This window comes from Streptomyces sp. NPDC014727 (assembly GCF_043083485.1).
Classification (GTDB): Bacteria; Actinomycetota; Actinomycetes; order Streptomycetales; family Streptomycetaceae; genus Streptomyces.
In genome coordinates, this window is sequence record NZ_JBIBYR010000027.1 from 41,508 (window position 1) to 65,277 (window position 23,770).

The following is a 23,770-nucleotide window of genomic DNA, read 5'->3' on the forward strand; positions in this document are numbered from 1 at the left end:
CGGAACCAACGGACTCGGGAGTGCCCATGGGCGTGTCGGAGCGGTACCGCGATGCGTGGGAGGGCTACTGGTCCGCCACCTCGGACACGCCGGGCGAGGCGATCTGGGACGCCGACCCGGCCCTCAGCTCGATTCCCCACAGCGCACTGCTCCTGCCGTACGCCGACACCTCACTGCCCGTCGTCGACCTCGGCTGCGGAAACGGCACCCAGACCCGCTGTCTCGCCACCCGCTTCGCGCGCGGGATAGGGGTGGACCTCTCGCACGCGGCGATCGCGCACGCACGCCGCGCGGACACCGAGGGGGTGGCCGAGTTCGCCCAGCTCGACCTGGTCGACGCCGAGGCCGTGGCGGCCCTGCACGAGCGGATCGGCGACGCGAACGTCTACATGCGTGCGGTGATCCACCAGAGCGAGGCCGAGGCCAGGCCCGGCATCGCCGCGGCGGTCACGACGCTGCTGGGGGAGCGGGGCCGGGCGTTCGTCGCCGAGCTGACCCCGGACTCCAAGGTGGTGCTGCAGCAGATGGTGCAGGGCCCGGACGGTCCGCCGGAGAAGCTGCGGCGGGTGCTGGACCACGGGCTGAATCCGGCGAGTGCCACCGTGGAGGAGGTGCCCCGGCTGCTGCGGGCGGCCGGACTGACCACGCTGGCCGACGGTGACACCGCCCTGGCCCAGACCGCGTATCTGCCCGACGGAACCCGTCTCGACCTGCCCGCGCGCTGGTTCGTACTGGCCGCGACGACCGCCGTCGGCTGAAGGCCGGGCGAACCGCCGTCACACCCCCTCGCCGCTCCGCAGCAGTGCCATCAACTCCCGTGCACCCGGGCTCATGGCCCGAGCCGCCGGGAGCACCACGGCACTCTCGTAGCAAGGCTGCCGAGGCCCTTCGAGCCCGACCGCCGCCAGCCCCCGCGCCTCGGGCTTGCGGGAGAAGTGATGGGGTACCAGAGCGATCCCCAGCCCCTCGTGCACCAGCTCCAGCAAACTGTGCACGTCGTTGACCTCCAGACCCACCGTGCGCCGCACTCGCGCCTCGGCGAACGCCCCGTCCGCCGCTCGCCGCGGCCCCCAGTCCGGATGGAAGTCGATGAAGGACTCACCGGTCAGTTCGTCCCACGCGACGCGGTCCGCCGCCGTGAACCGGTGGCCGGGGGCGCAGAGCACGACCATGGGCTCACGTGCCAGCGGGTGGAGTTCACCGCGCCACTCGACGGAGCTGACGGTCGCGGCGAAGGCGGCGTCGAGTCGTCCGCCGGCCACCCCGTCCACCAGACTCGTGGTGCCCTCCTGACGGAGCCGGATCTCCATCAGTGGATGCCTGCGGTGGAACGCCGCCAGCAGACGCGGAAGATGCACCCCCGGCACACATTGCTCGACGCCCACCGACAAGGTGCCGCGCAGCAGTCCGCGTACCGCGTCGACGGCGTCCTTGGCCGCCCGCGCGCCCGCCAGTGTGCGCTCGGCCTCCACCAGCAGCGCGCGTCCCGCCTCGGTCAGCCGAACGCTGCGCGTGGTGCGGCTGAAGAGCGGGGTCCTCAGCTCCTGCTCCAGGGCCCGGACGGATGCGGAGAGGCCGGACTGCGACACGGCGAGACGTTCGGCGGCACGGGTGAAGTGCTGCTCCTCGGCGACGGCGACGAAGTGTTCCAGCTGGCGCAATTCCATGATTGAGAAATGTAGTCGCTGAATCCCAGCGGAATCTCCTGTTGGACTGCTGGATCGTTGTCGGTGAACCTGGACCCCTGCCCACCGCAACCGCCCCTCTTCCGCGGAGCCCCCATGTACCTGCCGTCCGCCGACCGCTACCACTCCATGCCCTACCGGCGCACCGGACGCAGCGGTCTGCTGCTTCCCGCGGTCTCCCTCGGCCTGTGGCACAACTTCGGCGGCGACCGGACACCGGAGAGCCAGGGCCGGATCCTGCGCAGGGCCTTCGATCTCGGCATCACCCACTTCGATCTCGCCAACAACTACGGGCCGCCGCCCGGCGCCGCCGAGACCGCGATGGGACGCGCGCTGGGAACGGACTTCGCCCGGCTCCGGGACGAGCTCGTCATCTCGACGAAGGCGGGTCACCGGATGGGGGACGGCCCGTACGGGGAGTGGGGGTCCAGGAAGAGCCTGCTCTCCTCGCTGGACCAGAGCCTCACCCGGCTCGGGCTCGACCACGTCGACATCTTCTACTCCCACCGCTTCGACCCGGACACCCCGCTCGAAGAGACGATGGGCGCACTCGACTCGGCGGTACAGCAGGGCAAGGCGCTCTACGTCGGCGTCTCCAACTACTCCCCGGAGCAGACCCGACAGGCAGCCCGGATCCTCCAGGAGCTGGGCACCCCGCTCCTGATCCACCAGCCGCGTTATTCGATGCTGGACCGCTGGGTCGAGAACGGTCTGCTCACGACGCTGGACGAACTGGGCACCGGCTCGATCGCCTACTCGCCGCTGGAGCAGGGCATCCTCTCCGACCGCTATCTGCGTGGCATCCCGGAAGGCTCCCGCGCGGCGGGCAACAGCCCCTTCCTGACGCCCGATTCGGTCACTCCGGAGCTGGTGGACCGGCTGCGGGCGCTGGACGAGGTGGCTTCTGCGCGGGGGCAGTCCCTCGCGCAGATGGCCGTGGCGTGGGTGCTGCGAGGCGGCCGGGTCACCTCCGCCGTGATCGGGGCGAGCAGCGTCTCCCAGTTGGAGAACAGTGTCGAGGCGGTTCGCAATCTGGAGTTCGGTGACGAGGAACTGACCCGGATCGAGAAGATCCTCCGGGGCATGGACGGCCGCTGAGGGTGGGCCCGTAATCCCTGGCGGGCGCGGATTACGGGGCAACCCTTAGCCCACCCACCCTCGCAACAGCCCCTCCCGCCCCGCACTCCGGGGCGACCCGCCCTCCCACGCGCGGCCCCACTCCGACATCGCCGCCGGCGTCGTCGCCATCGTCGCAGCGCCCTCCGTGAGGCGGGCCAGGAGGGCGTGGGAGAGGTCGGCCTCGGCCTGGGAGTAGCCGGCAGCGGCGGCGACGTAGGCCGCCAGCTCCTGGTCGCCGTTGGACGATTCCACGCGCACCGTCATCATCGCCGGGGCCTTGCCCACCAGGCCGTGGCCCATGGGCAGGGCCATCTCCCGCACCGTTTCCAGGGCCACGTCCTTGACCACGCCGACCTGCCGCATCAGGGACTTCACGGGGACGCCCGCCACCGTCAAGGCGTTCACGTCCTCCCACAGGCAGAGGCCGGACTGTCCGTCGCCGAGGGCCACCACGCCCTCGGGGGTCAGACGCACCCCGGGAGCCGGACCGGACGGCTTCGCGCCCACGTACACGTCGCCCTCGGCGATCCAGAACAGGCCCACCATGGCCATGGGTTGCTCACTTCTCCCGACGGCGGCGGCCGCTGCCGTGTCACACATCAAATGATCACGTCGTCGTCCGCAACGTGCGAAGGAGCCGGGAAGTCCCGCTTTCCCGCCCTATTCCCGAGCGGCTGTTCGTGCCCTGGCCCGGCCGGTGTAGCGGTGGAACCACGGCATGGCCTCCTCCAGGGCCGCCGAGACTCCGAACAAAAGGTCCTCGCGGCCCCAGCCGGCCGTGAGGGAGACACCGAGCGGCAGACCTTCGCAACTCCAGCCCAGCGGAAGGCTGATGACCGGGAACCCGGTGGCGTTCCCGAGGACGGTGTTGCCGGTGAAGGCGGTCATCGCGGCCAGTTCGGCCGCCGGATCCGTGTCGTTCCGCAGCTGACCGATGAACGTCGGCGGGGCCGTCACGGTCGGGGTGATCACGATGTCGGCGTCCGCGTGGTCGAGTGCCCAGGTCCGTGCCCTGGCCTGGACGACACCGATCGATGCGGCCAGCTCGCCCGAGGTCAACTCCTGTGACCGGTGAAGGAGATGGCGGACGATCGGGCGCAACGCCGTCCCGTCGAACGCCATGGCCCTGGACCCGACCAACGCGGTGAACATCGTCCGGAAGCTCTCGGTGAACTCGGGGTCCGCCGCCTGGTCCCGGGTGAAGACGTCATGGCCGAGACCGGCCAGCGCACGCGCGGTGAGTTCGGCGGCGGCGGCGACCTCGGCGTCCACGGGTCCTCCCGAGACCGAGCCCTGCGCGAGCGCCACCCGGAGCCGGGGGAGCGGCACCTCGCAGGCGCGCTCGTAGCTGACGGCGCGGGGCGGATGCACCGTGCCGGCCCCGGTACGGGCGGTCAGCGCGTCCAGGAACGCGGCGGTGTCGCGGACGGTGCGGGCCAGCGGGCCCCGCACGGAGAGCCCCATCCCGTCATGGCCGGCCGGGCCCGCGGTGACGAGCCCGCGGCTGGGTTTGAGCCCGACCACCCCGCAGGCGCTCGCGGGGGAGCGCACCGAGCCGGCGGTGTCGCTGCCCTGCGCGATCGGCACCAGCAGTGCGCCGACCGCCGCGGCCGCGCCACCACTGCTGCCGGCCGCGCTGCGGTTCAGGTCGAAGGGGCTGCGCGCCGGGGCGGAGACCTCGGGCTCGGTGTAGCAGGCCGCCCCGAACTCGGGAACGGTGGTCTTGCCGAGGCTGATCAGCCCGGCATCGGCCATGACGTCGACGATCTCGTCGTTGTGCCCGGGAATCCAGTCGCGGAACAGCGCGGAGCCCAGCGTGGTGCGCACCCCCGCGGTGGCCTCCAGGTCTTTGATCGCGGTGGGTACGCCGAACAGGCGCGGCAGTTCGGTGCGGTCCGCCGAGCGCAGGACGCGTTCGGCTTCGGCCGCCGCGGTGCGGGCCAGGTCGGCCGACACAGTGGTGAACGCCCCCACCCGGTCGCCGTACCCGATCCGGGCCAGCAGATGGTCCACCACCTCGGTCGGGCTCGTTTCACCGCGCCGGTAGGCGGCGGCCAGTTGAAGGGCGGTGAGTTCGTGCAACTCCGTCATGTCGCTCCCATTGCTGTTTCGTTACGCGTATCGATATGGTGCGGGCATGGTGGTCGAGAAGACAAGCACTCCGAAGTACGGCCGTCCCCGGGCGGTGACGCTCGACGCGATCCTGGACGCGGCGACCGAACTGGCCGACGACCAGGGGCTCGATGCGGTGAGCTTGCGAGCGCTGGCCGACCGGCTGGACGTGTCACCGATGGCGATCCACCGCACGACGGGCGGCATCGACGCGCTCCAGCACGCGTTGGTGTCCCGGATCGTCGGCGGGGTGACCCGCTCCGTGGACTGGCCGGACGAATGGCGCGATGTCGTCCGGCTGTTCGCGGACACGCTGCACGACCTGCTCATGCGGCACCCGGTCATCCTGGAGGCGCACCGCCGCGCCTCACTCGTCGGACCCGGCGCGGACGATGTCGCGTACCGGGTCGTGGCGGCGCTGCGCAGCGCAGGCCTCGACGAGGAGGCCGCCGCATACGCGTACGGCACCCTGCACGACTTCGTCACCGGCCATGTGGCGATCCGCCTCGGCCGCGGCGATCTGGAACTGCACCATCTCCCGCCCGAACGCCGGGTCGCGTCGGTGTTCGCGGACCACCACGACTACGACCGCCGGTTCTCCTTCGGCCTCGACTTCGTCATCGGCGGGATCGCCGCCGCTGCCGCCACCCCCGTATCGCACGAGGAGCAGAGATGACCCCCTCCCCCCGGGACCTGCCGAAGACGCCGGAGACGGAACTGCCGAAGACGCACCGCCTGATGGCCCCGAGCGGACGTCGCATCGCGTACTGCTCGTACGGCGACCCCGCCGCCCCGCCCGTGATCGTGCTCCACGGCACCCCCGGCAGCCGCTACGAGGGCCTCGCGCTGCGGCAGGCGGCGACGGACGCGGGCCTGCATCTGGTCTTCCCGGACCGTCCGGGCTACGGCGAGACCGATCCCGTACCCGGTCGCGGCTTCCATCGCTGGAACGACGACTTCGTGGCCCTGCTCGACCACCTCGGCCATGAGCGGGCCACAGTCGTGGCGATCTCGGGCGGCGGTGGGTACGCGCTCTCGGCGGCCCAGAAGCATCCTGGGCGGGTCACACGACTGATCCTCGCGTGCGCCGCTGTCCCCGGAGCCCCCCGCGAGGCGTACGCGCGCCGGATCCCGCTGGTCAAGTGGATGAACCGGATCGTCCTCTGGGCCCCGGCGATCGCCCGGCCGATGCTCGCCGGGAAGGGGATCTTCAAGAAGGCGAGGCGCGAGCCGAACCTCGACGCCTGGCCCCGCTCCGATCGGCTGATCATGAGCACTCCCGCCTTCCGGGCGCTGTCCGACGTGGACACCACCGAGGGCGGGCGCCAGGGCGTGGACGCGGCCGTCACCGACCTCGCCGGCTACTCCCGCCCGCTGCCGGACCCGCTGGGCTCGGTCTCCGTCCCGACCCTGTTCCTCCACGGCGAGGCGGACGGCAACGTCCCCGTCGAGGTGGCGCGCTGGGCGCATGCGCAGATCCCGGGCGCCGAGCTGCGCACCGTCCCCGACGGCGGTCACCTGTTCCTGCTCGCGGACCCGGAGCCGCTCCTGCGGGAACTGATCTGAGCGGTGAGCCCGGTGATGTGAGGATGGCCGGCATGACATGGACGGCACCTCACATCGAACGTACGACCGTCGACGGGGACCAGCTGAACGTCCCGAGCACCGCGGACGAGCGGGTCATGCTGGAGGGCTGGCTCCGGTGGCACCGCGAGACGCTGCTCACCAAGTGCGCCGGGCTGACTCCGGCTCAGCTCGCCCGTACCGCCGCCGAGCCCTCCGGCCTCACCCTCCTCGGCCTGGTGCGGCACATGGCGGAGATCGAACGCTGGTGGTTCCGTCGGAGCTTCGCGGGCGAACCGATCGGTGATGTCTTCACCGGTCCGGGCGACGGCGACGAGGGCATCGAAGGCGTCGACGCCGCTCACCCCGAGCGCGACTTCGCCGCCTTCCGCGCCGAGATCGAGGCGTGCGAGGCCGCCGTGGCGGGGCGCGGCCTCGACGAGGCATTCCTCTCGACGACCCGCGGCCGGGACGTCAGCCTCCGCTGGGTGTACCTGGTGATGATCCAGGAGTACGCCCGCCACAACGGTCACGCGGACCTGCTGCGCGAGCGGACCGACGGCGTCACGGGTGACTACCCCGCACCGGCATGACGGTGACCGGCCCCCCCCACCGGGGGACCGGCCACTCTTCGCCGACGAGGCGTACGGCGCGTGCCTCAGCCGGTGCCCGCCTCGGGCGGATAGACGGCCGCGTGGACCGACCGGAACAGGGCGTCGACCTCCGGGCCGCTGAGCCCCTGCGCCCGTGCCCGGTCCAGCCACTCGGCGAGCGATGTGCGCAAGGGGGAGTCGGCGCCCGCCTGGGGCGGGACGAGGGAGCGGGTGATGAAGGTGCCCGCTCCCTGCCGGACCTCGGCGAGGCCCGCGCGCTCCAGCTCGCGGTACGCCTTGAGAGTGGTGTTCGGGTTGACCTTGGTCTCGGCCGCGACCTGAGCGGCTGTGGGCAACCGGTCACCCTCCTCCAGGGCGCCCATGCGCAGCGCCTGTTCGACCTGTCGCACGATCTGGAGGTACGTCGCCACTCCGCTGCGCCGGTCGATACGGAACACGACCACTGCCTTCACCTCCGTTCGACTGCCGAAACCCTATGTACCTGCGGCGGCAGGTCCTAGAGGGGGCGACGGGACACCCGCCACAGGACGAACGCGGTGAGTACGGCGGTACCCGCGAGCAGGATGCCCGCCCCGGTCCACTGCATGGCCGGCATCTGGTCGAAGCCGAGGTACTCGTAGACATTGTTGACGATGCCGTGCTGCTTGACGCACGCGTCCGAGGCCGCTTCGGTCGGCTTGGCGCACAGGCCCCAGCCGTAGAGATGGCCGTCGGCGGAACCGATCCAGCGGTCCACCTCGAGCGACCCGTCCACCCGTGAGGGCATGTCCGCGTCGAGCGGGTAGACGATCGTGCGGGTCGGGGCGAGGTGGACGAGCATCTCGTCCCAGAAGACCCCGACCGCCGCGGCGAAGACGAACGTGATCGCCATGGAGGCGAGGACGCGGCGGGCCAGCACACCGATGGTGACGCCGGCGGCGGTCATGAAGAGACAGAGCGCGGGGAGCATCGGGCCGGTGCTGTCGAAGACCGATCCCTCCCACCACTCGCCGGGAAACACCGAACGGTAGGGCTTCCACCACCAGGTGAACAGCGCCGAGAGCACCGCGGCGGTCACGATCACCGCCGCGTAGCACCAGGCGAACTTCGTCGCCACCCAGCGGCGGCGTGACACCGACTGGGTGGTGACCAGCTGCGCGGTGCCCTGCTCCTGATCTCCCGCGATCAGCGGGGCGCCGACGAAGACGGCGAGGATCATCGGCAGCCCGCCCAGTGCGGTGATGAGGAGAGTCACACCGCGCGAGTCGAACGTCGGCTGCGCAAGTTCCTTCCCCGGCCAGCCCGCGGCGTCCAGGAGGTCCTTCATGTGGCTGCGCTCGTAGACGATCCAGATCGAGCCGAGGACCGCCACGGCGAGCAGGGTGAGCAGCGCGGCCCGGTGCTGGCGCACCACGAGCCAGCTCAGCCCGCGCAGCATGCGGGGCCCCGGGGTGCGCCCGGTCCGGGGGGCGTCGGTCAGGGTGGTGCTCATGAGGTGTGGCTCCCTTCGGCCTCGGTACGGGCACCGGGTGTGAACAACGAGGGCGCGTCCGGCGAGCGGAGATGCGCCAGCAGCACCTCCTCCAGGCTGGGTTCGGAGACCACCCAGTCACCCGACAGAGGGCCGTTCGTCCGTACCAGCGCGTGGAACTGCCGGCCCTGGACGCGGCACTCGATCACGGTGTGCGGGGCCAGCGCGGCGGCCGGGTCCCCTTCCGCGGCGAGCCCGGTCACCAGCGCGTGGGCCGGGACGAGCGCGTCCGCGTCGCCCGCCATCCGGATCCTGCCGCCCGCGAGGACGAGCAAGTAGTCGCACATGTCCTCCAGCTCGGTGAGCATGTGGGAGGACATCACCACCGTGGTGCCGCGCTCGACGGCCTCCGACATCAGCAGGGTGCTCATGTCGTGGCGGGCCAGCGGGTCGAGGTCGGACATCGGCTCGTCGAGCAGCAGCAGGTCGGGCCGCTTGCCGAAGGCCAGCGCGAACGCGACGCGGGTGCGCTGCCCACCGGAGAGAGTGCCCACGCGGGCGTCCATCGGCACCTGGCCCGACCGCACGATCCGCTCCGCCGCGGCCATGTCCCAGCCGGGGTTGAGCTCGGCGCCCATGCGCAGCGTGTCGGCCACGGTGAACCGCTTGAACAGCGGCTTGTCCTGCCCGAGGAACGCGAACTTGGGCATCACCTCGGGGTCGTCCACGGGCACGCCGAAGACCCTGAGATCGCCTCCCGTGGGCTGCACCTGACGGGTCGCGATCCTCAGCAGGGTGCTCTTCCCGGCTCCGTTGGGGCCGACGAGACCGCAGATCCGACCGGCCGGCAGCCGGAACGAGATGTTTTGCAGCGCCCAGCCGCGCCGGTAGCGCTTACCCAGGCCGCGGGCCTCCAGGGCCCATGCGCCGGACGCGCCGTCCGGGGTGAATGCGTCTGCCATGCACTTCGCCTCAATTCCATTAGTCAATTAATGGAATCATGGTCTGGGTGCGGGAAGGCTGTCAAGGCGACGAGGGCCGTCCCGGCCGACGGTCGGACGTGACGTGTCCGGAATGCTCCTGATGGGGGTGTGGGTCGCGCTCTCTTCGCAGGACTGGACCATTGAACGTCTCTGTGGCTCTGGCCTGGAGGTTCTTCGGCGCGTAGCGTGACCCCGCATGAAGATCCTGATCAGCGCGGACATGGAAGGCGCCACCGGCGTGACCTGGCCGGCCGATGTGCTGCCGGGCACCCCGCAGTGGGAGCGATGCCGCGCCATGTTCACCTCCGACGTGAACGCGGCGGCGCTCGGCTTCTACGACGGCGGCGCCGACGAGGTGCTCGTCAACGAGGCCCACTGGTCCATGCGCAACCTTCTGCTGGAGCGGCTCGACGACCGGGTCCAGATGCTCACCGGCAGGCACAAGTCCCTCTCCATGGTGGAAGGCGTCCAGCACGGCGACGTCGACGCCATCGCCTTCGTGGGCTACCACACGGGCGCCGGTACGGAAGGGGTGCTCGCCCACACCTATCTCGCGAACTCCCTCACCGGGGTCTGGCTCAACGGCGTCCGGGCGAGCGAGGGGCTGCTCAACGCGCATGTCGTGGCCGAGTACGGCGTTCCCGTCGTCCTCGTCACGGGCGACGACCTGACCTGCGCGGACGCGCAGGGGTACGCCCCGCAGGCACGCAAGGTCGCCGTGAAGGACTATGTGTCGCGCTACGCCGCGGTGTGCCGCACCCCGGCCCGTACCGCCGCCGACATCCGTGCGGCGGCCAAGGAAGCGACCGCGCTGGCGGTACGCCACACGCCGGTGGAGGGCGGTCCCTTCACCGTCGAGCTGGAGTTCGACGCCGAGCACCTGGCCGGCGCGGCCACCGTCGTCCCCGGCGTGGCACCCGGAGGTGAACGGCGCGTCGCCTACACCAGCGGGACGATGTACGAAGCTATCCGCACGTTCAAGGCCGTGACGACCATCGTGTCGTCCGCCGTGGAGGAACAGTATGGCTGAGGCGACCGACCCCCGACAGGGCGTCGACGAACGGGCGCTGGACGAATCGGTGACGTTCACCTCCGAGCTGATCCGGATCGACACCACCAACCGCGGCGGCGGCGACTGCCAAGAACGCCCGGCCGCCGAGTACGTCGCCGAGCGGCTGGCCGACGCCGGACTCGAACCCACCCTCCTGGAGCGCACCCCGGGACGCACCAACGTGGTGGCCCGGATCGCGGGCACCGATCCCTCCGCCGACGCCCTGCTCGTGCACGGCCATCTCGACGTCGTCCCGGCCGAGGCCGACGACTGGACCGTGCACCCCTTCTCCGGAGAGGTACGCGACGGTGTCGTCTGGGGACGCGGCGCCATCGACATGAAGAACATGGACGCGATGGTCCTGGCCGTCGTCCGGGCCTGGGCGCGGGCCGGTGTCCGGCCCCGTCGCGACATCGTGATCGCGTACACCGCCGACGAGGAGGCCAGTGCCGAGGACGGCTCCGGCTTCCTCGCCGACCGGCACGCCGGACTCTTCGAAGGGTGCACGGAAGGCATCAGCGAGTCCGGTGCCTTCACCTTCCACGCCGGACCCTCCATGCCGCTCTACCCGATCGCCGCGGGCGAGCGCGGCACCGCCTGGCTGAAGCTCACCGCCCACGGCAAGGCGGGGCACGGCTCCAAGGTCAACAAGGCCAACGCGGTCAGCACACTCGCCTCGGCCGTCGCCCGGATCGGCCAGCACGCATGGCCGGTCAGGCTCACCCCGACGGTCCGCGCCGCGCTCATCGAGATCGCCGCGCTGCACGGCATCCACCCCGACCTCGACGCCCCCGGCTTCGACGTGGACGAACTGCTCGGCAGGCTCGGCCCGGCCGCCGCCCTGGTCGAGCCGACCGTCCGCAACAGTTCCAACCCGACCATGCTGGAGGCCGGGTACAAGGTCAACGTGATCCCGGGCCACGCCACCGCGTACATCGACGGCCGGATGGTGCCCGGCGGCGAGGACGAGTTCCACGCCACTCTGGACCGGCTGACCGGATCCGATGTCGACTGGGAGTTCCACCACCGCGAGGTCCCGCTGGAGGCGCCGGTCGACTCGCCGACCTTCGCGAAGCTGCGTGCCGCGATCGAGCGCTTCGACCCGGACGGCCATGTCGTGCCGTACTGCATGTCGGGCGGCACGGACGCCAAGCAGTTCTCCCGGCTCGGCATCGCGGGCTACGGCTTCTCGCCGCTGAAGCTGCCCGTCGGCTTCGACTACCAGGCGCTGTTCCACGGCGTCGACGAACGCGTCCCCGTCGAAGCCCTGCACTTCGGCGTCCGCGTCCTCGATCACTATCTGCGCACGGCCTGACCCGCTACGGGGGGAATTCATCATGGTGTCCACAGGGGCCTACGGAACATGGCCGTCACCGATCGACGCACGGCTCGCGGCGTCGCACGACGGCCGCCCGGAGTATGTCGGCGTGGTCGGCGACGAGGTGTGGTGGACGGAGCCGCGCCCTGCCGAGGCGGGCCGTCGCGCCCTGATCCGTCGCCGGGCGGACGGGACCACCGCCGCCGCGCTGCCCGCTCCATGGAACGTACGGAGCCGTGTCATCGAGTACGGAGGACAGCCCTGGACCGGGGCCGAACGCGCCGAGGGGGGTCCGCTGATCGTCTTCGTCGACTTCGCCGACCAGCGGCTGTACGCCCACGCCCCCGACGGATCCGGCGAACCCCGGCCACTGACCCCGGTCTCACCCGTCGGCGGCGGGCTGCGCTGGGTCGACCCGCAGCTCCACCTCGACCGGGGCGAGGTCTGGTGCGTCCTGGAGGAGTTCACCGGCGAGGCACCCACCGAACTGCGCCGGGTGCTCGCCGCAGTGCCCCTGGACGGCTCCGCGGCCGACGACCGTTCGGCGGTACGTGAACTCTCCGACGACAGCCACCGGTTCGTCACCGGACCGAAGCTCTCGCCCGACGGACGGCGGGCGGCCTGGGTCGCCTGGGACCACCCGCGCATGCCGTGGGACGGCACCGAGGTGATGCTCGCGGACGTCGCCGAGGACGGTACGTTCCAGCACGCCCGGAGTTTCGGCGGCGGCCCCGAGGAATCGGTGCCGCAGATCGAGTGGGGTGCCGACGGGCAGCTGCTCTTCGCCAGTGACCGCAGCGGCTGGTGGAACCTGTACCGCGCCGACCCGCATCGGGGCGCGGTGGCGCTCTGCCCCCGGGAAGAGGAGTTCGCCGGACCGCTCTGGAAGATCGGCCTCAGCTGGTTCCGGCCCCTGGAGAACGGTCTGATCGCCACCGTCCACGGCCGGGGCACCACCACGCTCGGCATCCTCGATCCGGAGACCGGCGAACTCGTCGACGTCGCCGGGCCCTGGACCGAATGGGCCGAGTCGCTCGCCGTGCACGGCAGCCGGGTCATCGGTATCGCCGCCGGGCCGTACAGCGCCTACGAGGTCGTCGAACTGGACACCGCGACCGGCCGCACCCGGATCATCGGCACACCGCACGAGGACGCCGTCGACCCCGCGTACTACCCGCAGCCCGAGGACCGCACCTTCACCGGGTCCGACGGACGGGAGATCCACGCCCACATCTACCCGCCCCGGAACCCCGGCCGGACCGGTCCCGAAGGTGAACTGCCGCCCTATGTGGTCTGGGCGCACGGCGGCCCCACCGGCCATGCCGCGCTCGTACTCGACCTGGAGATCGCCTACTTCACTTCGCGCGGCATCGGGGTCGCCGAGGTGAACTACGGCGGCTCAACGGGCTACGGCAGGGCCTATCGCAACCGGCTGCGCGAACAGTGGGGCGTCGTCGACGTCGAGGACTGCGCGGCCGTCGCCGAGGCGCTGGCCGCCGAGGGCACGGCCGACCGGCGACGGCTCGCCATCCGGGGCGGCAGCGCCGGCGGCTGGACCACCGCGGCCTCGCTGACCGGCACCGATGTCTACGCCTGCGGCACGATCATCTACCCCATCCTCGATCTGACCGGCTGGGGCACCGACGAGACCCATGACTTCGAGTCGCAGTACCTGGAATCCCTGGTCGGCCCGCTCGCCGAAGTCCCGGCCCGCTACCGCGAACGGTCGCCGGTCAGCCGCACCGACCGGCTGACCACCCCCTTCATCCTGCTCCAGGGGCTGGACGACCCGATCTGCCCGCCCGTCCAGTGCGAGCGGTTCCTGGACCGGGTCGAAGGGCGCGGCATCCCGCACGCGTACCTCACCTTCGAGGGGGAGGGGCACGGGTTCCGGCGCGCCGACACCATGATCCGCGCCCTGGAGGCCGAACTCTCGCTGTACGGCCAGACCTTCGGCATCGACTGTCCCGACGTACCGCGGCTGGAGCTGAAGAAGTGACCCTCGCCCCCCTGACCCGCCCCGCCCGGCTGCGTCCGGGTGCCGGGATCGCCGTCGTGTCCCCGAGCGGACCGGTGCCCGCCGACCGTCTCGACGCGGGCCTGGACGTACTGCGCGGCTGGGGACTCGTCCCCGTCGAGGCACCCCGTGCGCGCGACGTGCACCCGGAGTTGGACTACCTCGCCGGCACGGACGAGGCGCGGGCCCGGGATCTCCAGGAGGCCTGGTGCGATCCGTCCGTCGACGCGGTGATCTGCGCCCGCGGCGGATACGGCGTGCAGCGCATGGTCGACCTGGTGGACTGGGCGGCGATGCGCGCGGCCGGGCCCAAGGTGTTCATCGGCTACAGCGACATCACCGTGCTCCACGAGGCGTTCGCCCGACGCATGGGCCTCGCCACCCTGCACGGGCCGATGGCAGGAACCGAGACCTTCCTCAAGGACCCGGACACCCAGGAGTCCCTGCGGGCGACCCTGTTCGAGCCCGATTCGGTGCGTACTCTCGGCCTTCCCTCGGCGAGGGTGCTGGTCCCCGGCAGGGCCCGTGGCATCACCTACGGCGGCTGCGTGAGCCTGCTCGCCGCCGACATCGGCACCCCGCACGCCCGGACGTCGGCCGACGGCGGGCTGCTGTTGATCGAGGACACCACCGAGGACCCGTACAACATCGACCGCATCCTCACCCAACTGCTGCGGGCGGGGGCGCTCGACGGGGTGTCCGGGGTGGCCTGCGGTTCCTGGGCGGGCTGCGGTCCGTACGAGGAGGTGCGGGCGGTCCTCGTCGACCGGCTCGGCCCCCTGGGTGTACCCGTCGTCGAGGAGCTGGGCTTCGGGCACGGGCCGACCGCGCTGACGATTCCGCTCGGAGTGCCCGCCGTGCTGGACGCGCCGGCCGACGGCGGCCCCGCCACGCTCACCGTCGAGGTACCCGCGCTGGCCTGAACCGCGGGAATTCGCGAAGAAGTTGAGCATCCTTCAGGGTACGGGGGCCTGGGCATTGACATCGCCATGACACGCGTCACAGCATGAGCGCGGTCCAGTACTTACTGGCCGGTAAGTAGCTCTCGGTGTGGAGGCCTTTGTGTCACGTGCTGTTTCCCGCTCCCGGTCCGGGCACCGGACGCTGTCCCGGAAGGCGATCGCGTACGCGGTCGGAGCCGCGCTCGCCGCACCGCTGTTCCTCGCCGGTGCGGCGCATGCGAGCGCCGGCGAGACCTCCCCGTACACCGTCACCCCGTTGAAGTTCACCCTTCGGGCGGGCGGCCGGTCCTGCACCGTGGACGCCGATCTGTACCGTCCCGCCGGGGCCGACGCCCAGCATCCCGTCCCCGCCGTGCTCGCCACCAACGGCTTCGGCGGCAGCAAGTCCGACGGTTCGACCGACGCCATCGGCAAGGCCTTCGCCTCCCGCGGCTACGTCGGCCTCGTCTACTCCGGCCTCGGCTTCGGCAGGTCCGGCTGTCTCATCACGCTCGACGACCCGGCCATCGACGGGAAGGTCGCCGCCGGACTCATCGACTTCCTCGCCGGAACACGCGCCGCCGACGACGGCACCAAGGCCGACTACGTCACCAAGGACGGCACGGGCGACCCCAGGGTCGGCATGATCGGCGGTTCGTACGGCGGTGCCATCCAGATGGCGACAGCGGCCGTCGACCGCCGCGTCGACGCCCTCGTGCCGCTGATCACCTGGAACGACCTCGCCTATGCGCTCGCGCCCAACAACGCCGGTACGCACGAGGGGGTTTCGTCCGACACCGCCGGTGTCTTCAAGTGGCAGTGGACCAACGGCTTCTACCTGATGGGGGAGGGGCAGACGATCCTCCACGCGAGCCTGGACCCGTCCCGGTTCGGCAGTCTCTCCTGCCTGCACTTCGCCGCGCAGGCCTGCGACACCATCCGGCTGCTCAACTCCGGCCGCTACCCGGCGGACAGGACCGCCGCGATGCTCGACTACGCGCGCGGCGTATCGCCCGTCGCCCACCTCAGCGGGGTCAAGGCGCCCACTCTGCTCGTCCAGGGCCAGGCCGACAGCCTGTTCAACCTGAACGAGGCCACCGCCACGTACAACACCCTCAAGGCGCAGGGCACCACCACCAAGATGATCTGGCAGGCCTGGGGACACAGCGGCGGGCGCGTTCCCGGTGAACTCGACCTGGGCAAGGGCAACCTGGAGACCAGCTACGTCGGACAGCGCGTCCTCGCCTGGTTCGACCGCTACCTCCAGCACAGGCAGAACACCGACACCGGGCCCGAGTTCGCCTACTACCGTGACTGGAAGAGCGGCTACGGCACTGCGGCCGCGGTACCGGCCCTGAGCCGGAAGATGTACCTCTCCGGTGACGGCAAGCTCGTCGACAACCGGTCCAAGGTCACCCGGGGCAGCCGCCAGTACGCCAACTGGCTCGTGCCGACCAGTCACTCGGAGAGCTCGCTCGCCGGAATCATCGGACTGCCCGACCCCGAGCCGTACGACATCAAGGGCACCTACCTGGGCTGGTGCAGCGCCCCGTTGACCGCCGCCGTGGATGTCGTCGGTGCGCCGAAGGCCACGCTGAAGGTCGTCTCGCCGAAGACGGAGCGCGTACAGAACAGCGGGGACGCCGCCGACAAGCTCGTCCTGTTCGCAAAGGTGTACGACGTGGCGCCGGACGGCTCCAGGACACTGGTGAACCGGCTCGTCTCCCCGGTGCGCGTGCCGGACGTCACCCGCTCGTTCACCGTGCAACTGCCGGGCATCGTCCACCGGTACGAGGCGGGCCACCGGCTCGAATTCGTGATCGCGGCCAGCGACAGCGCCTACTCGGGCAACCGCGGCATCAAGCCGGTCACGGTGGTCAGCGCCCCCGAGGACACCGGTGTGCTGGAGCTTCCGGTGGTCGGCGACCGGGTGGAGTGACCCGCCGAAGGGGGCATCGCACCGGCACGGATCCGACTGCTCCGATTGCTCCGACTGCCCGGAGTCACGCCTGTGCGAGGTCCGGCAGCGCTGGTGACAGATGCGTCCGGGGCCTCTCGTCCGGATCACGCCGGGCGAGCGGGCTCGCTGATCCGGCCTGATCCGGACGAAAGACCCTAGGCTGGCCGGATGAGCGGAATCGACTACCTGGCCCAGGGACACCGCACCGCGATCCGCCCCTACACGCAAGCGGACGCCGAGGAGTTCACCACCCGTGCGAGGGAGAGCCGGAGCCTGCACAGCCCCTGGCTCTTCCCGCCCGTCGACGCCCGCTCGTACGCGGCGTACGCGGGCCGGATGATCGATGACCCCACGAAGGCCGGATTCCTCGTCTGCGAACGCGCCGGCGGCGAAGGCGGGGCCGGTGGGCGGGACGGTGGGGCGGGCGGGGCCGGTGGCGGGATCGCGGGCTTCATCAACATCAACAACATCGTCCGCGGCGGGTTCCTCTGCGGCGCGCTCGGATACGGGGCCTTCGCCCATGCGGCGGGGCGCGGACTGATGAGCGAAGGGCTGGAGCTGGTCCTGCGGTACGCCTTCGGGCCGCTCGGCCTGCACCGGCTCGAAGCCAACATCCAGCCCGCCAACGACGGTTCGCTCGCCCTCGTGCGACGGGCCGGATTCCGCCTCGAAGGATTCTCGCCGGACTTCCTCTTCATCGACGGTGCCTGGCGCGACCACGAGCGGTGGGCGATCACGGCCGAGATGCTGAGCCAGGACGGCGCTTAGGGTCTCTCGTTCGGATCGGACCGGGCACGCGAGCCCGGTCCGATCCGCATGAAAGACCCTGAGCGCCGGCCGAGTCACTGGCCACGGTCGCGGACACCAGGGCGCCCGGTTCGGGCCCGGCCTGCACGGCCGGAGTTCTGTGTTCACGCCCGTCCGCGACGCGCACCGGCGCCCCGACCAGGGCCGTCGCCCCCGAATCGTGGCACGCCGTGATGAGCGGGCGCAGGCGTGGGTCGTCGGCGGACACGGCCGGGGCGGCGAGGTCGTAGCCCGTGAGGGACAGTTCCGGGAAGACGACCAGTCGTGCTACCGCCCGGGGACACGGCAGGTCACCGACGTGGACAAGGTCCTGGCCGGCCTATCGAGCGGGTCACCTGGATCGGTCACCCCGATCGGCCGCACCGGACTGTCCGCAGATCCGCCGCATGCACTCCACCGGCGCATCCCGGATTGGGAAAGTCTTTGCCCGTGGCCGATTCGGGCCGCCTTCGGAGCCCGTGGGCCCTTTCCGTACGGGCTGCGAAGCAGGGTGGTCCCGTATAGGAAGGGGAAAGCGGCGGCCGAAAGTATGAGGAGCCTGCCTCCGTCCACGTAACGGCCGTGTTGACCGTACGCAATCGCAGGCACAGGCTCGACATATAGCTGCTAGATGCAACTGGTTCTGCCGGGCACCCGCCTTCGGCATGCCGCCCATGGGACGGCACCGTGCGTACGGACCGCTCTCCCGGCCGGGACCGAATCGGGAGGACGCTTATGTGTGGCATCGCCGGCTGGGTCTCGTTCGACCGCGATCTGCGGGCAGCCGCGGAGGTGGCGACGCTGGACGCGATGACGGAGACCATGGCCTGCCGGGGCCCCGACGACCGGGGAACCTGGACGGTCGAACACGCGGGGCTCGGGCACCGCCGGCTCGCGATCATCGACCTGCCCGGCGGACGCCAGCCCATGACGGTGGGCACACCGGAGGGCGAAGTCGCCCTGGTCTACTCCGGTGAGGCGTACAACTTCACTGAACTGCGCACGGAACTGACCGCCCGCGGGCATCGGTTCCTCACCGACTCGGACACCGAGGTCGTGCTGCACGGGTACCTGGAGTGGGGCGAGTCCCTCGCCGAACGGCTCAACGGCATGTACGCCTTCGCCCTCTGGGACGGCCGCCACGACAAGCTCGTCATGATCCGCGACCGGATGGGCGTCAAGCCCTTCTACTACTGGCCGACGGCCGACGGAGTGCTCTTCGGCTCGGAACCCAAGGCCATTCTTGCCAACCCGCTGGCCCGGCCCCGCGTGACCCTCGACGGGCTCCGGGAGCTCTTCACCCTCGTCAAGACCCCCGGCCACGCCGTGTGGGACGGCATGTACGAGGTACAGCCCGGCACGGTCGTCACCGTCGACCGCGGCGGGCTGCGCCGGCACGTCTACTGGCAGCTGGAGACCCGCCCGCACACCGACGACCAGGACACCTCGGTCGCCAGGGTACGGACGCTGCTGGACGACATCGTGCGCCGACAACTGGTCTCCGACGTGCCCCGCTGCGTCCTGCTCTCCGGCGGCCTCGACTCGTCCGCGGTCACCCTGCTCGCCGCCCAACAGCTCGACAGGAGCGGTGAGAAGGTCCGCACCTTCGCCGTCGACTTCGTCGGGCGGACCGAGAACTTCGTCGCCGACGAGCTGCGTACCACCCCCGACACCCCGTTCGTCCACGACGTGGCGCGACAGGCGGGCACCGTCCACCGCGACATCGTGCTCGACCCGGACACCCTCGCCGACCCCGAGGTGCGCGCCCGGATGATCAGGGCCCGGGACATCCCGATGGGTCTCGGCGACATGGACGCCTCGCTCTACCTGCTCTTCCGGGCCATCCGCGAACACTCGACCGTCGCGCTGTCCGGGGAGTCGGCCGACGAGGTGTTCGGCGGCTACCTCCAGTTCTTCGACGAGGCGGCCAGGAATGCCGACACGTTCCCCTGGCTGGTGCGTTTCGCCGAGCACTTCGGTGAGGACGCGGGCATGCTCCGCGACGACGTGAACCAGGCACTCGGCCTGCGGGCGTACATCCGCGACAGCTACGACTCCGCCGTCGCCGGCATCGAACGGCTCACCGGCGAGAGCGACTTCGAGTACCGCATGCGCAAGATCTGCCACCTCCACCTGACCCGGTTCGTACGCATCCTGCTCGACCGCAAGGACCGCGCGAGCATGGCCGTCGGCCTGGAGGTCCGCGTGCCGTTCTGCGACCACCGGCTCGTCGAGTACGTCTACAACACCCCCTGGGCCCTGAAGTCCTTCGACGGCAGGGAGAAGAGCCTGCTGCGCGAGGCCACCGCGGACCTGCTGCCGCGGTCCGTGTACGAACGGACCAAGAGCCCCTATCCGTCGACCCAGGACCCGAAGTACGCCGTCGCGCTCCAGGAGCACGCCCACGACCTGCTCGCGCGCCCGGACCACCGGGTCTTCGACCTCATCGACCGCGACCGGCTGCGACGGGTGGCCGAGCACGACGCACCAGGGATCACTTCGGCCTCCCGTCGCGGGCTGGAGCGCACCCTGGACCTGGCGATGTGGCTGGACATGTACGAGCCGGAGGTGGATCTCGGCTGAGCGGGCCGGTACCGGCGCAGCCTCTTCCACGCGGGGAGTGTTCCGGGCGGCACGTTCATGGCCTCCGGCCGCCTGAACCGGCCCTGCTTTTGCCGAAGTCTGACGGCGGCCCCTCTGGCCGGGCCGCTGTCCAGCGTGTTCCATGGTCATCGGGGGCGCCCGGACCTGCGGCGGCCCGCGCGAGGGAGCGAGGTTGCCTTGGCCACGACCGTACGACGTGCCGTACTGAATCTGCCCGCCGCACCACTGGGCCCGGAGAACCCGCTGCCCGCACTGCGGCCGCTCGACGAGATGCATGTCGTCGACGACCGCGACCGGGCCGGACTGCCACGTGACATGGCACGCCAGATCGGCTACGAACCGCTGGCCACCGTGCTGCCGGTGCGCGTCCTCGACGGGTACGGTCGCCGACGCGTCCCCACCACGCTGGACGCGATCGTCATCGAGAACGAGCGGCTGCGGGCCACCGTCCTGCCCGGACTCGGCGGACGCATCCACTCCCTCCACCACAAGCCCACCGGCCGCGAACTCCTCTACACCAACCCCGTCCTGCAGCCCGCCGACTTCGCGCTCAACGGCGCCTGGTTCTCCGGCGGCATCGAGTGGAACATCGGCGCCACGGGCCACACCACCCTGTCCTGCGCCCCGGTGCACGCCGCCCGGGTGCCCGCGCCCGACGGCGGGGACATGGTCCGCCTGTGGGAGTGGGAGCGGCTGCGCGACCTGCCGTTCCAGGTGGACCTCTGGCTGCCCGAGGACTCGGACTTCCTGCACGTCGGCGTACGGATACGCAATCCGCACGAGCACACCGCACCCGTCTACTGGTGGTCCAACATCGCCGTGCCGGAGGGCGAACGCACTCGCGTCCTGGCCCCGGCCGAGGAGGCGTGGCACTTCGGTTACGCGCGCACCCTGACCCGGGTCCCGGTCCCCGAGTCGGGCTCCGTCGACCGTACGTACCCGCTGCGCGGTGACTTCCCCGCCGACTACTTCTACGAGGTGCCCGACGGCGCGCGCCGCTGGATCGCCTCCCTCGACGAGGACGGGAGGGGACTCGTCCAGACGTCGACCGATCTGCTGCGGGGCCGCAAGCTGTTCCTGTGGGGGAGCGGGCCGGGCGGGCGGCGCTGGCAGGAGTGGCTCACCGAGCCGGGCACCGTCGGCTACGCGGAGATCCAGGCCGGACTCGCCCGTACCCAGCTGGAACACATTCCCCTGGCACCGGGCGCCGAGTTCAGCTGGCTGGAGTCGTACGGACCGCTGTCCGCGGACCCCGTGACCGTGCACGGCGACGACTGGGCGGCGGCCCGCGCCGAGACCGAGCGGCGGCTCGCCGAGGCGCTGCCGCGCGCCGACGTCGACGCCGCGTACGCGGCCTGGCGCCCGTGTGCCGACACCGAGCCCGGCGAGTCGCTCGCCACCGGCTCCGGCTGGGGTGCCCTCGAAGTCCGGCGAGGCACCTACCGGCTTCCCGGCACGCCGTTCGCCGAGTCCACTCTCGGTGAACAGCAGCAACCCTGGCTGGAGTTGCTGGAACAGGGCATCTTTCCCGAACCGCGCGGGCCGGTCCCGCCCGGCCCCTCCCTGGTCTCCCCGCACTGGCGCGACATGCTGGAGACGGCCTCCGCCGAACCTCTTACCGAGTACCACCTCGGCGTCGCCCAGTGGCACGCGGGCGACCGCGCCCAGGCGGTCCGCAGCTGGGAGCGCGGACTGGTCCTCGCCCCGTCCCGTTGGCCGCTGCTGCGCTGCCTCGCCGTCGCGGCCGAGGAGGGCGCCCACTGGGACAGGGCCGCGGACCTCTACACCGAGGCGTTCGACGGCCTGCGCGCGGAACGCCCCGACGGTGACGGCGACCGAGACGCCTGGATGTCCGCCACGGCGGCGCTCGCACGCGAGGCGATGGAGGTGCTGCTGACGGCAGGGCGCCCCGAAGCGGCCCGGACGGTGTGGAACGGTCTGTGCACGGAGCATCGACAGCGCGGCCGTTTCCGCCTGCTGGAGGCGCGGCTGCTGATCGCCGAGGGCGACCGCGCCGCCGCTCGGGCCGTCTTCGACGAGGGCTTCGAGGTGGCGGATCTGCGGGAGGGCGCGGAAATCCTGGACGAGGTGTGGGCCGAGCTCACCGACGAGCCGCTGCCGGACAGTTACAACTACCGGATGCGCCCCAGGGCGTGACGGCGAAGACCGCCCGGCTCCGCACCGGTGGAGGCGGTGCGGGCCAGGCGGTGTGCCCGGGGCGGCGGCCCCTGGGACGCCGTGGGGCAGGCGACCCCCGTCGCGTGGTCGCGGGCCGGACGGCCGCCCGTCAAACGGTCAGGTTCCGGTCGACGTACTCGAAGACGGAGCCGTCCGGGTGCACGGCGATCAGGTTGCGGCCCACCGGCGTCGGCACCGGCCCGGCGAGGATCCTGGCGCCGACACGGGTGAGGGAGGCGTGGGCTTCGTCGACATCCTTGACCGCGATCGTCGCCGTCACCTTGCGCAGGATCTCCAGCTCCGACTCCGGGCCGCTCATCAGCAGAAAGCAGCTGATCGCGGCGACCGAGACCCCACCCCGCTCGAAGCGCAGCGCGGAACTGCCTGTGAGGTCCTCGTAGAAGGCCACCGCGGCCTCCAGGTCGTCGACACAGATGCGCAGCGTGGTTCCCAGAATATCCATGTGGGCAAGGGTAGTTGGCGGTGATCAGGCCCGGCAGAGCATCTCGCCGTGCGGCACCATGAACCAGGCGTCGTCCCGCGCGCCCCACTCCCGCCAGGCCGCGGCGATCGCCGCCAGCTCCTCGGTACTCGCGTGGCCGCCGGCCACGGCCTGCTCCGCGTACACCGAGCCGACCGTACGGTCCGCCCACAGCCCGCTCCACCAGGCGCGGTCCTCCGGGGTGGCGAAGCACCAGGTGGCCGCGGTCGGAGTGATGTCGGTGAAGCCGGCCCGGCGGGCCCAGGAGAGCAGCCGGCGTCCGGCGTCCGGTTCGCCGCCGTTGGCTCGGGCCACTTGGCCGTACAGCTCCTGCCAGGAGTCCATGCCGGGCAGGTCGGGGTACCAGGTCATCGCCGCGTAGTCGCTGTCGCGGGCGGCGACTATGCCACCGGGACGGCAGACGCGCCGCATCTCGCGCAGCGCCCGCACGGGATCGCCCACGTGCTGGAGCACCTGATGGGCATGGACGACGTCGAAGGAGTCGTCGGGGAAGTCCAGGGCGTGCACGTCGGCGGTGGCGAACTCGACATTGTCCAGGCCGCGTTCGGCCGCTTCCTCGGCCGCGCGGGTCAGGACCTCCTGGGCGGAGTCGACGCCGGTCACCCGGCCGGGGGTGACCAGTGCGGCCAGATCAGCCGTGATGGTGCCGGGTCCGCAGCCCACGTCCAGCACGGTCATGCCGGGACGGAGCTCATCGATCAAGTAGGCCGCGGAATTGGCGGCGGTGCGCCAGCGGTGCGAGCGCAGCACCGACTCGTGGTGGCCGTGGGTGTAGACGGCGGTCTCCTTCGGCATGGCCGTGGATCCTTTCTCGCTGATCGGTACGGCCACCGTACGCTCGGATGTCGAATAATGAGATAGGGGTCTTGATATATGGACGAGAGGGC

At 71.2% G+C, this 23,770-nt stretch carries 21 protein-coding genes; 13 read left to right on the top strand and 8 right to left on the bottom strand.

What is annotated here, in order from left to right; all coding sequences use genetic code 11:
* The first annotated feature begins 26 nt into the window (after positions 1–26).
* Positions 27–758: a methyltransferase domain-containing protein gene (locus tag ACF1B9_RS30605; protein WP_391746027.1), complete on the top strand. Its 732-nt coding sequence runs from the start codon at positions 27–29 to the stop codon at positions 756–758.
* Between the two features lie 18 nt (positions 759–776).
* Here ACF1B9_RS30605 and ACF1B9_RS30610 read toward each other — a convergent pair whose 3' ends face one another.
* The gene (locus tag ACF1B9_RS30610; RefSeq protein ID WP_391746025.1) at positions 777–1,667 is read right to left on the bottom strand and encodes a LysR family transcriptional regulator; all 891 of its coding nucleotides are present in this window, start codon (positions 1,665–1,667) and stop codon (positions 777–779) included.
* Positions 1,668–1,781: 114 nt separating this feature from the next.
* Between ACF1B9_RS30610 and ACF1B9_RS30615 the strand changes: the two genes are divergently transcribed.
* Positions 1,782–2,783 (top strand): aldo/keto reductase, encoded by a 1,002-nt coding sequence (locus tag ACF1B9_RS30615; RefSeq protein WP_391746023.1) that lies wholly within the window; start codon positions 1,782–1,784, stop codon positions 2,781–2,783.
* A 45-nt stretch (positions 2,784–2,828) separates the two neighbouring features.
* Here ACF1B9_RS30615 and ACF1B9_RS30620 read toward each other — a convergent pair whose 3' ends face one another.
* Both ACF1B9_RS30620 and ACF1B9_RS30625 read right to left on the bottom strand, forming a co-directional pair.
* Positions 2,829–3,356: a hypothetical protein gene (locus ACF1B9_RS30620; protein ID WP_391746021.1), complete on the bottom strand. Its 528-nt coding sequence runs from the start codon at positions 3,354–3,356 to the stop codon at positions 2,829–2,831.
* 108 nt (positions 3,357–3,464) lie between these two features.
* The gene (locus tag ACF1B9_RS30625; RefSeq protein ID WP_391746019.1) at positions 3,465–4,895 is read right to left on the bottom strand and encodes an amidase; all 1,431 of its coding nucleotides are present in this window, start codon (positions 4,893–4,895) and stop codon (positions 3,465–3,467) included.
* 46 nt (positions 4,896–4,941) lie between these two features.
* On the opposite strand from ACF1B9_RS30625, the gene ACF1B9_RS30630 reads away from it, so the two are divergent.
* The 3 genes from ACF1B9_RS30630 to ACF1B9_RS30640 are packed head-to-tail and all read left to right on the top strand — an operon-like array spanning position 4,942 to position 7,072.
* Positions 4,942–5,592: a TetR/AcrR family transcriptional regulator gene (locus ACF1B9_RS30630; protein WP_391746017.1), complete on the top strand. Its 651-nt coding sequence runs from the start codon at positions 4,942–4,944 to the stop codon at positions 5,590–5,592.
* Positions 5,589–6,482 (top strand): alpha/beta fold hydrolase, encoded by an 894-nt coding sequence (locus tag ACF1B9_RS30635; RefSeq protein ID WP_391746015.1) that lies wholly within the window; start codon positions 5,589–5,591, stop codon positions 6,480–6,482. Before ACF1B9_RS30630 ends, ACF1B9_RS30635 begins: the two co-directional genes overlap by 4 nt.
* A 32-nt stretch (positions 6,483–6,514) precedes the next feature.
* Positions 6,515–7,072: a DinB family protein gene (locus ACF1B9_RS30640; protein ID WP_391746013.1), complete on the top strand. Its 558-nt coding sequence runs from the start codon at positions 6,515–6,517 to the stop codon at positions 7,070–7,072.
* A 65-nt stretch (positions 7,073–7,137) separates the two neighbouring features.
* On the opposite strand, the gene ACF1B9_RS30645 is transcribed toward ACF1B9_RS30640, so the two are convergent.
* Genes ACF1B9_RS30645 through ACF1B9_RS30655 form a run of 3 tightly spaced genes read right to left on the bottom strand, consistent with a single transcriptional unit; the run spans position 7,138 to position 9,505 of the window.
* Positions 7,138–7,545, bottom strand: a complete 408-nt coding sequence (locus ACF1B9_RS30645) for a GntR family transcriptional regulator (protein WP_391746011.1) — start codon at positions 7,543–7,545, stop codon at positions 7,138–7,140.
* Positions 7,546–7,589: 44 nt separating this feature from the next.
* Positions 7,590–8,564, bottom strand: a complete 975-nt coding sequence (locus tag ACF1B9_RS30650) for an ABC transporter permease subunit (RefSeq protein ID WP_391746010.1) — start codon at positions 8,562–8,564, stop codon at positions 7,590–7,592.
* Positions 8,561–9,505, bottom strand: a complete 945-nt coding sequence (locus ACF1B9_RS30655) for an ABC transporter ATP-binding protein (RefSeq protein ID WP_391746008.1) — start codon at positions 9,503–9,505, stop codon at positions 8,561–8,563. The genes ACF1B9_RS30650 and ACF1B9_RS30655 overlap by 4 nt, the downstream gene beginning before the upstream one ends.
* A 217-nt stretch (positions 9,506–9,722) precedes the next feature.
* Between ACF1B9_RS30655 and ACF1B9_RS30660 the strand changes: the two genes are divergently transcribed.
* The 8 genes from ACF1B9_RS30660 (at position 9,723) to ACF1B9_RS30695 (ending at position 22,360) form a co-directional block, all read left to right on the top strand.
* Positions 9,723–10,556, top strand: a complete 834-nt coding sequence (locus ACF1B9_RS30660) for a M55 family metallopeptidase (protein ID WP_391746006.1) — start codon at positions 9,723–9,725, stop codon at positions 10,554–10,556.
* The gene (locus ACF1B9_RS30665; protein ID WP_391746004.1) at positions 10,549–11,892 is read left to right on the top strand and encodes a M20/M25/M40 family metallo-hydrolase; all 1,344 of its coding nucleotides are present in this window, start codon (positions 10,549–10,551) and stop codon (positions 11,890–11,892) included. The genes ACF1B9_RS30660 and ACF1B9_RS30665 overlap by 8 nt, the downstream gene beginning before the upstream one ends.
* A 22-nt stretch (positions 11,893–11,914) precedes the next feature.
* Positions 11,915–13,894, top strand: coding sequence for a prolyl oligopeptidase family serine peptidase (locus ACF1B9_RS30670; RefSeq protein WP_391746002.1), 1,980 nt, complete (start codon positions 11,915–11,917; stop codon positions 13,892–13,894).
* Positions 13,891–14,835 carry an LD-carboxypeptidase gene (locus tag ACF1B9_RS30675; protein ID WP_391746001.1) on the top strand — a complete coding sequence of 315 codons (945 nt, stop codon included), beginning with the start codon at positions 13,891–13,893 and terminating at the stop codon, positions 14,833–14,835. Before ACF1B9_RS30670 ends, ACF1B9_RS30675 begins: the two co-directional genes overlap by 4 nt.
* Before the next feature lie 181 nt (positions 14,836–15,016).
* Positions 15,017–16,792, top strand: coding sequence for a CocE/NonD family hydrolase (locus ACF1B9_RS30680; RefSeq protein WP_391746097.1), 1,776 nt, complete (start codon positions 15,017–15,019; stop codon positions 16,790–16,792).
* Between the two features lie 189 nt (positions 16,793–16,981).
* On the top strand, positions 16,982–17,581 hold the full coding sequence (locus ACF1B9_RS30685; RefSeq protein ID WP_391745999.1) for a GNAT family N-acetyltransferase: 600 nt from the start codon (positions 16,982–16,984) through the stop codon (positions 17,579–17,581).
* A 753-nt stretch (positions 17,582–18,334) separates the two neighbouring features.
* Positions 18,335–20,182 (top strand): asparagine synthase (glutamine-hydrolyzing), encoded by a 1,848-nt coding sequence (gene asnB, locus ACF1B9_RS30690; protein WP_391745997.1) that lies wholly within the window; start codon positions 18,335–18,337, stop codon positions 20,180–20,182.
* 198 nt (positions 20,183–20,380) lie between these two features.
* On the top strand, positions 20,381–22,360 hold the full coding sequence (locus ACF1B9_RS30695; RefSeq protein WP_391745996.1) for a DUF5107 domain-containing protein: 1,980 nt from the start codon (positions 20,381–20,383) through the stop codon (positions 22,358–22,360).
* A 130-nt stretch (positions 22,361–22,490) separates the two neighbouring features.
* On the opposite strand, the gene ACF1B9_RS30700 is transcribed toward ACF1B9_RS30695, so the two are convergent.
* On the bottom strand, positions 22,491–22,844 hold the full coding sequence (locus tag ACF1B9_RS30700; protein WP_365693731.1) for a VOC family protein: 354 nt from the start codon (positions 22,842–22,844) through the stop codon (positions 22,491–22,493).
* Positions 22,845–22,868: 24 nt separating this feature from the next.
* On the bottom strand, positions 22,869–23,678 hold the full coding sequence (locus ACF1B9_RS30705; RefSeq protein WP_391745994.1) for a methyltransferase domain-containing protein: 810 nt from the start codon (positions 23,676–23,678) through the stop codon (positions 22,869–22,871).
* Positions 23,679–23,770: the final 92 nt, after the last annotated feature.

Coding starts and splice junctions, on each gene's coding strand:
- ACF1B9_RS30670 (WP_391746002.1), top strand. CDS start 11,915: ATGGTGTCCACAGGGGCCTACGGAACATGGCCGTCACCGATCGACGCA.
- ACF1B9_RS30640 (WP_391746013.1), top strand. CDS start 6,515: ATGACATGGACGGCACCTCACATCGAACGTACGACCGTCGACGGGGAC.
- ACF1B9_RS30615 (WP_391746023.1), top strand. CDS start 1,782: ATGTACCTGCCGTCCGCCGACCGCTACCACTCCATGCCCTACCGGCGC.
- ACF1B9_RS30700 (WP_365693731.1), bottom strand. CDS start 22,844: ATGGATATTCTGGGAACCACGCTGCGCATCTGTGTCGACGACCTGGAG.
- ACF1B9_RS30635 (WP_391746015.1), top strand. CDS start 5,589: ATGACCCCCTCCCCCCGGGACCTGCCGAAGACGCCGGAGACGGAACTG.
- ACF1B9_RS30655 (WP_391746008.1), bottom strand. CDS start 9,505: ATGGCAGACGCATTCACCCCGGACGGCGCGTCCGGCGCATGGGCCCTG.
- ACF1B9_RS30660 (WP_391746006.1), top strand. CDS start 9,723: ATGAAGATCCTGATCAGCGCGGACATGGAAGGCGCCACCGGCGTGACC.
- ACF1B9_RS30650 (WP_391746010.1), bottom strand. CDS start 8,564: ATGAGCACCACCCTGACCGACGCCCCCCGGACCGGGCGCACCCCGGGG.
- ACF1B9_RS30630 (WP_391746017.1), top strand. CDS start 4,942: ATGGTGGTCGAGAAGACAAGCACTCCGAAGTACGGCCGTCCCCGGGCG.
- ACF1B9_RS30610 (WP_391746025.1), bottom strand. CDS start 1,667: ATGGAATTGCGCCAGCTGGAACACTTCGTCGCCGTCGCCGAGGAGCAG.
- ACF1B9_RS30625 (WP_391746019.1), bottom strand. CDS start 4,895: ATGACGGAGTTGCACGAACTCACCGCCCTTCAACTGGCCGCCGCCTAC.
- asnB (WP_391745997.1), top strand. CDS start 18,335: ATGTGTGGCATCGCCGGCTGGGTCTCGTTCGACCGCGATCTGCGGGCA.
- ACF1B9_RS30685 (WP_391745999.1), top strand. CDS start 16,982: ATGAGCGGAATCGACTACCTGGCCCAGGGACACCGCACCGCGATCCGC.
- ACF1B9_RS30705 (WP_391745994.1), bottom strand. CDS start 23,678: ATGCCGAAGGAGACCGCCGTCTACACCCACGGCCACCACGAGTCGGTG.
- ACF1B9_RS30665 (WP_391746004.1), top strand. CDS start 10,549: ATGGCTGAGGCGACCGACCCCCGACAGGGCGTCGACGAACGGGCGCTG.
- ACF1B9_RS30605 (WP_391746027.1), top strand. CDS start 27: ATGGGCGTGTCGGAGCGGTACCGCGATGCGTGGGAGGGCTACTGGTCC.
- ACF1B9_RS30620 (WP_391746021.1), bottom strand. CDS start 3,356: ATGGCCATGGTGGGCCTGTTCTGGATCGCCGAGGGCGACGTGTACGTG.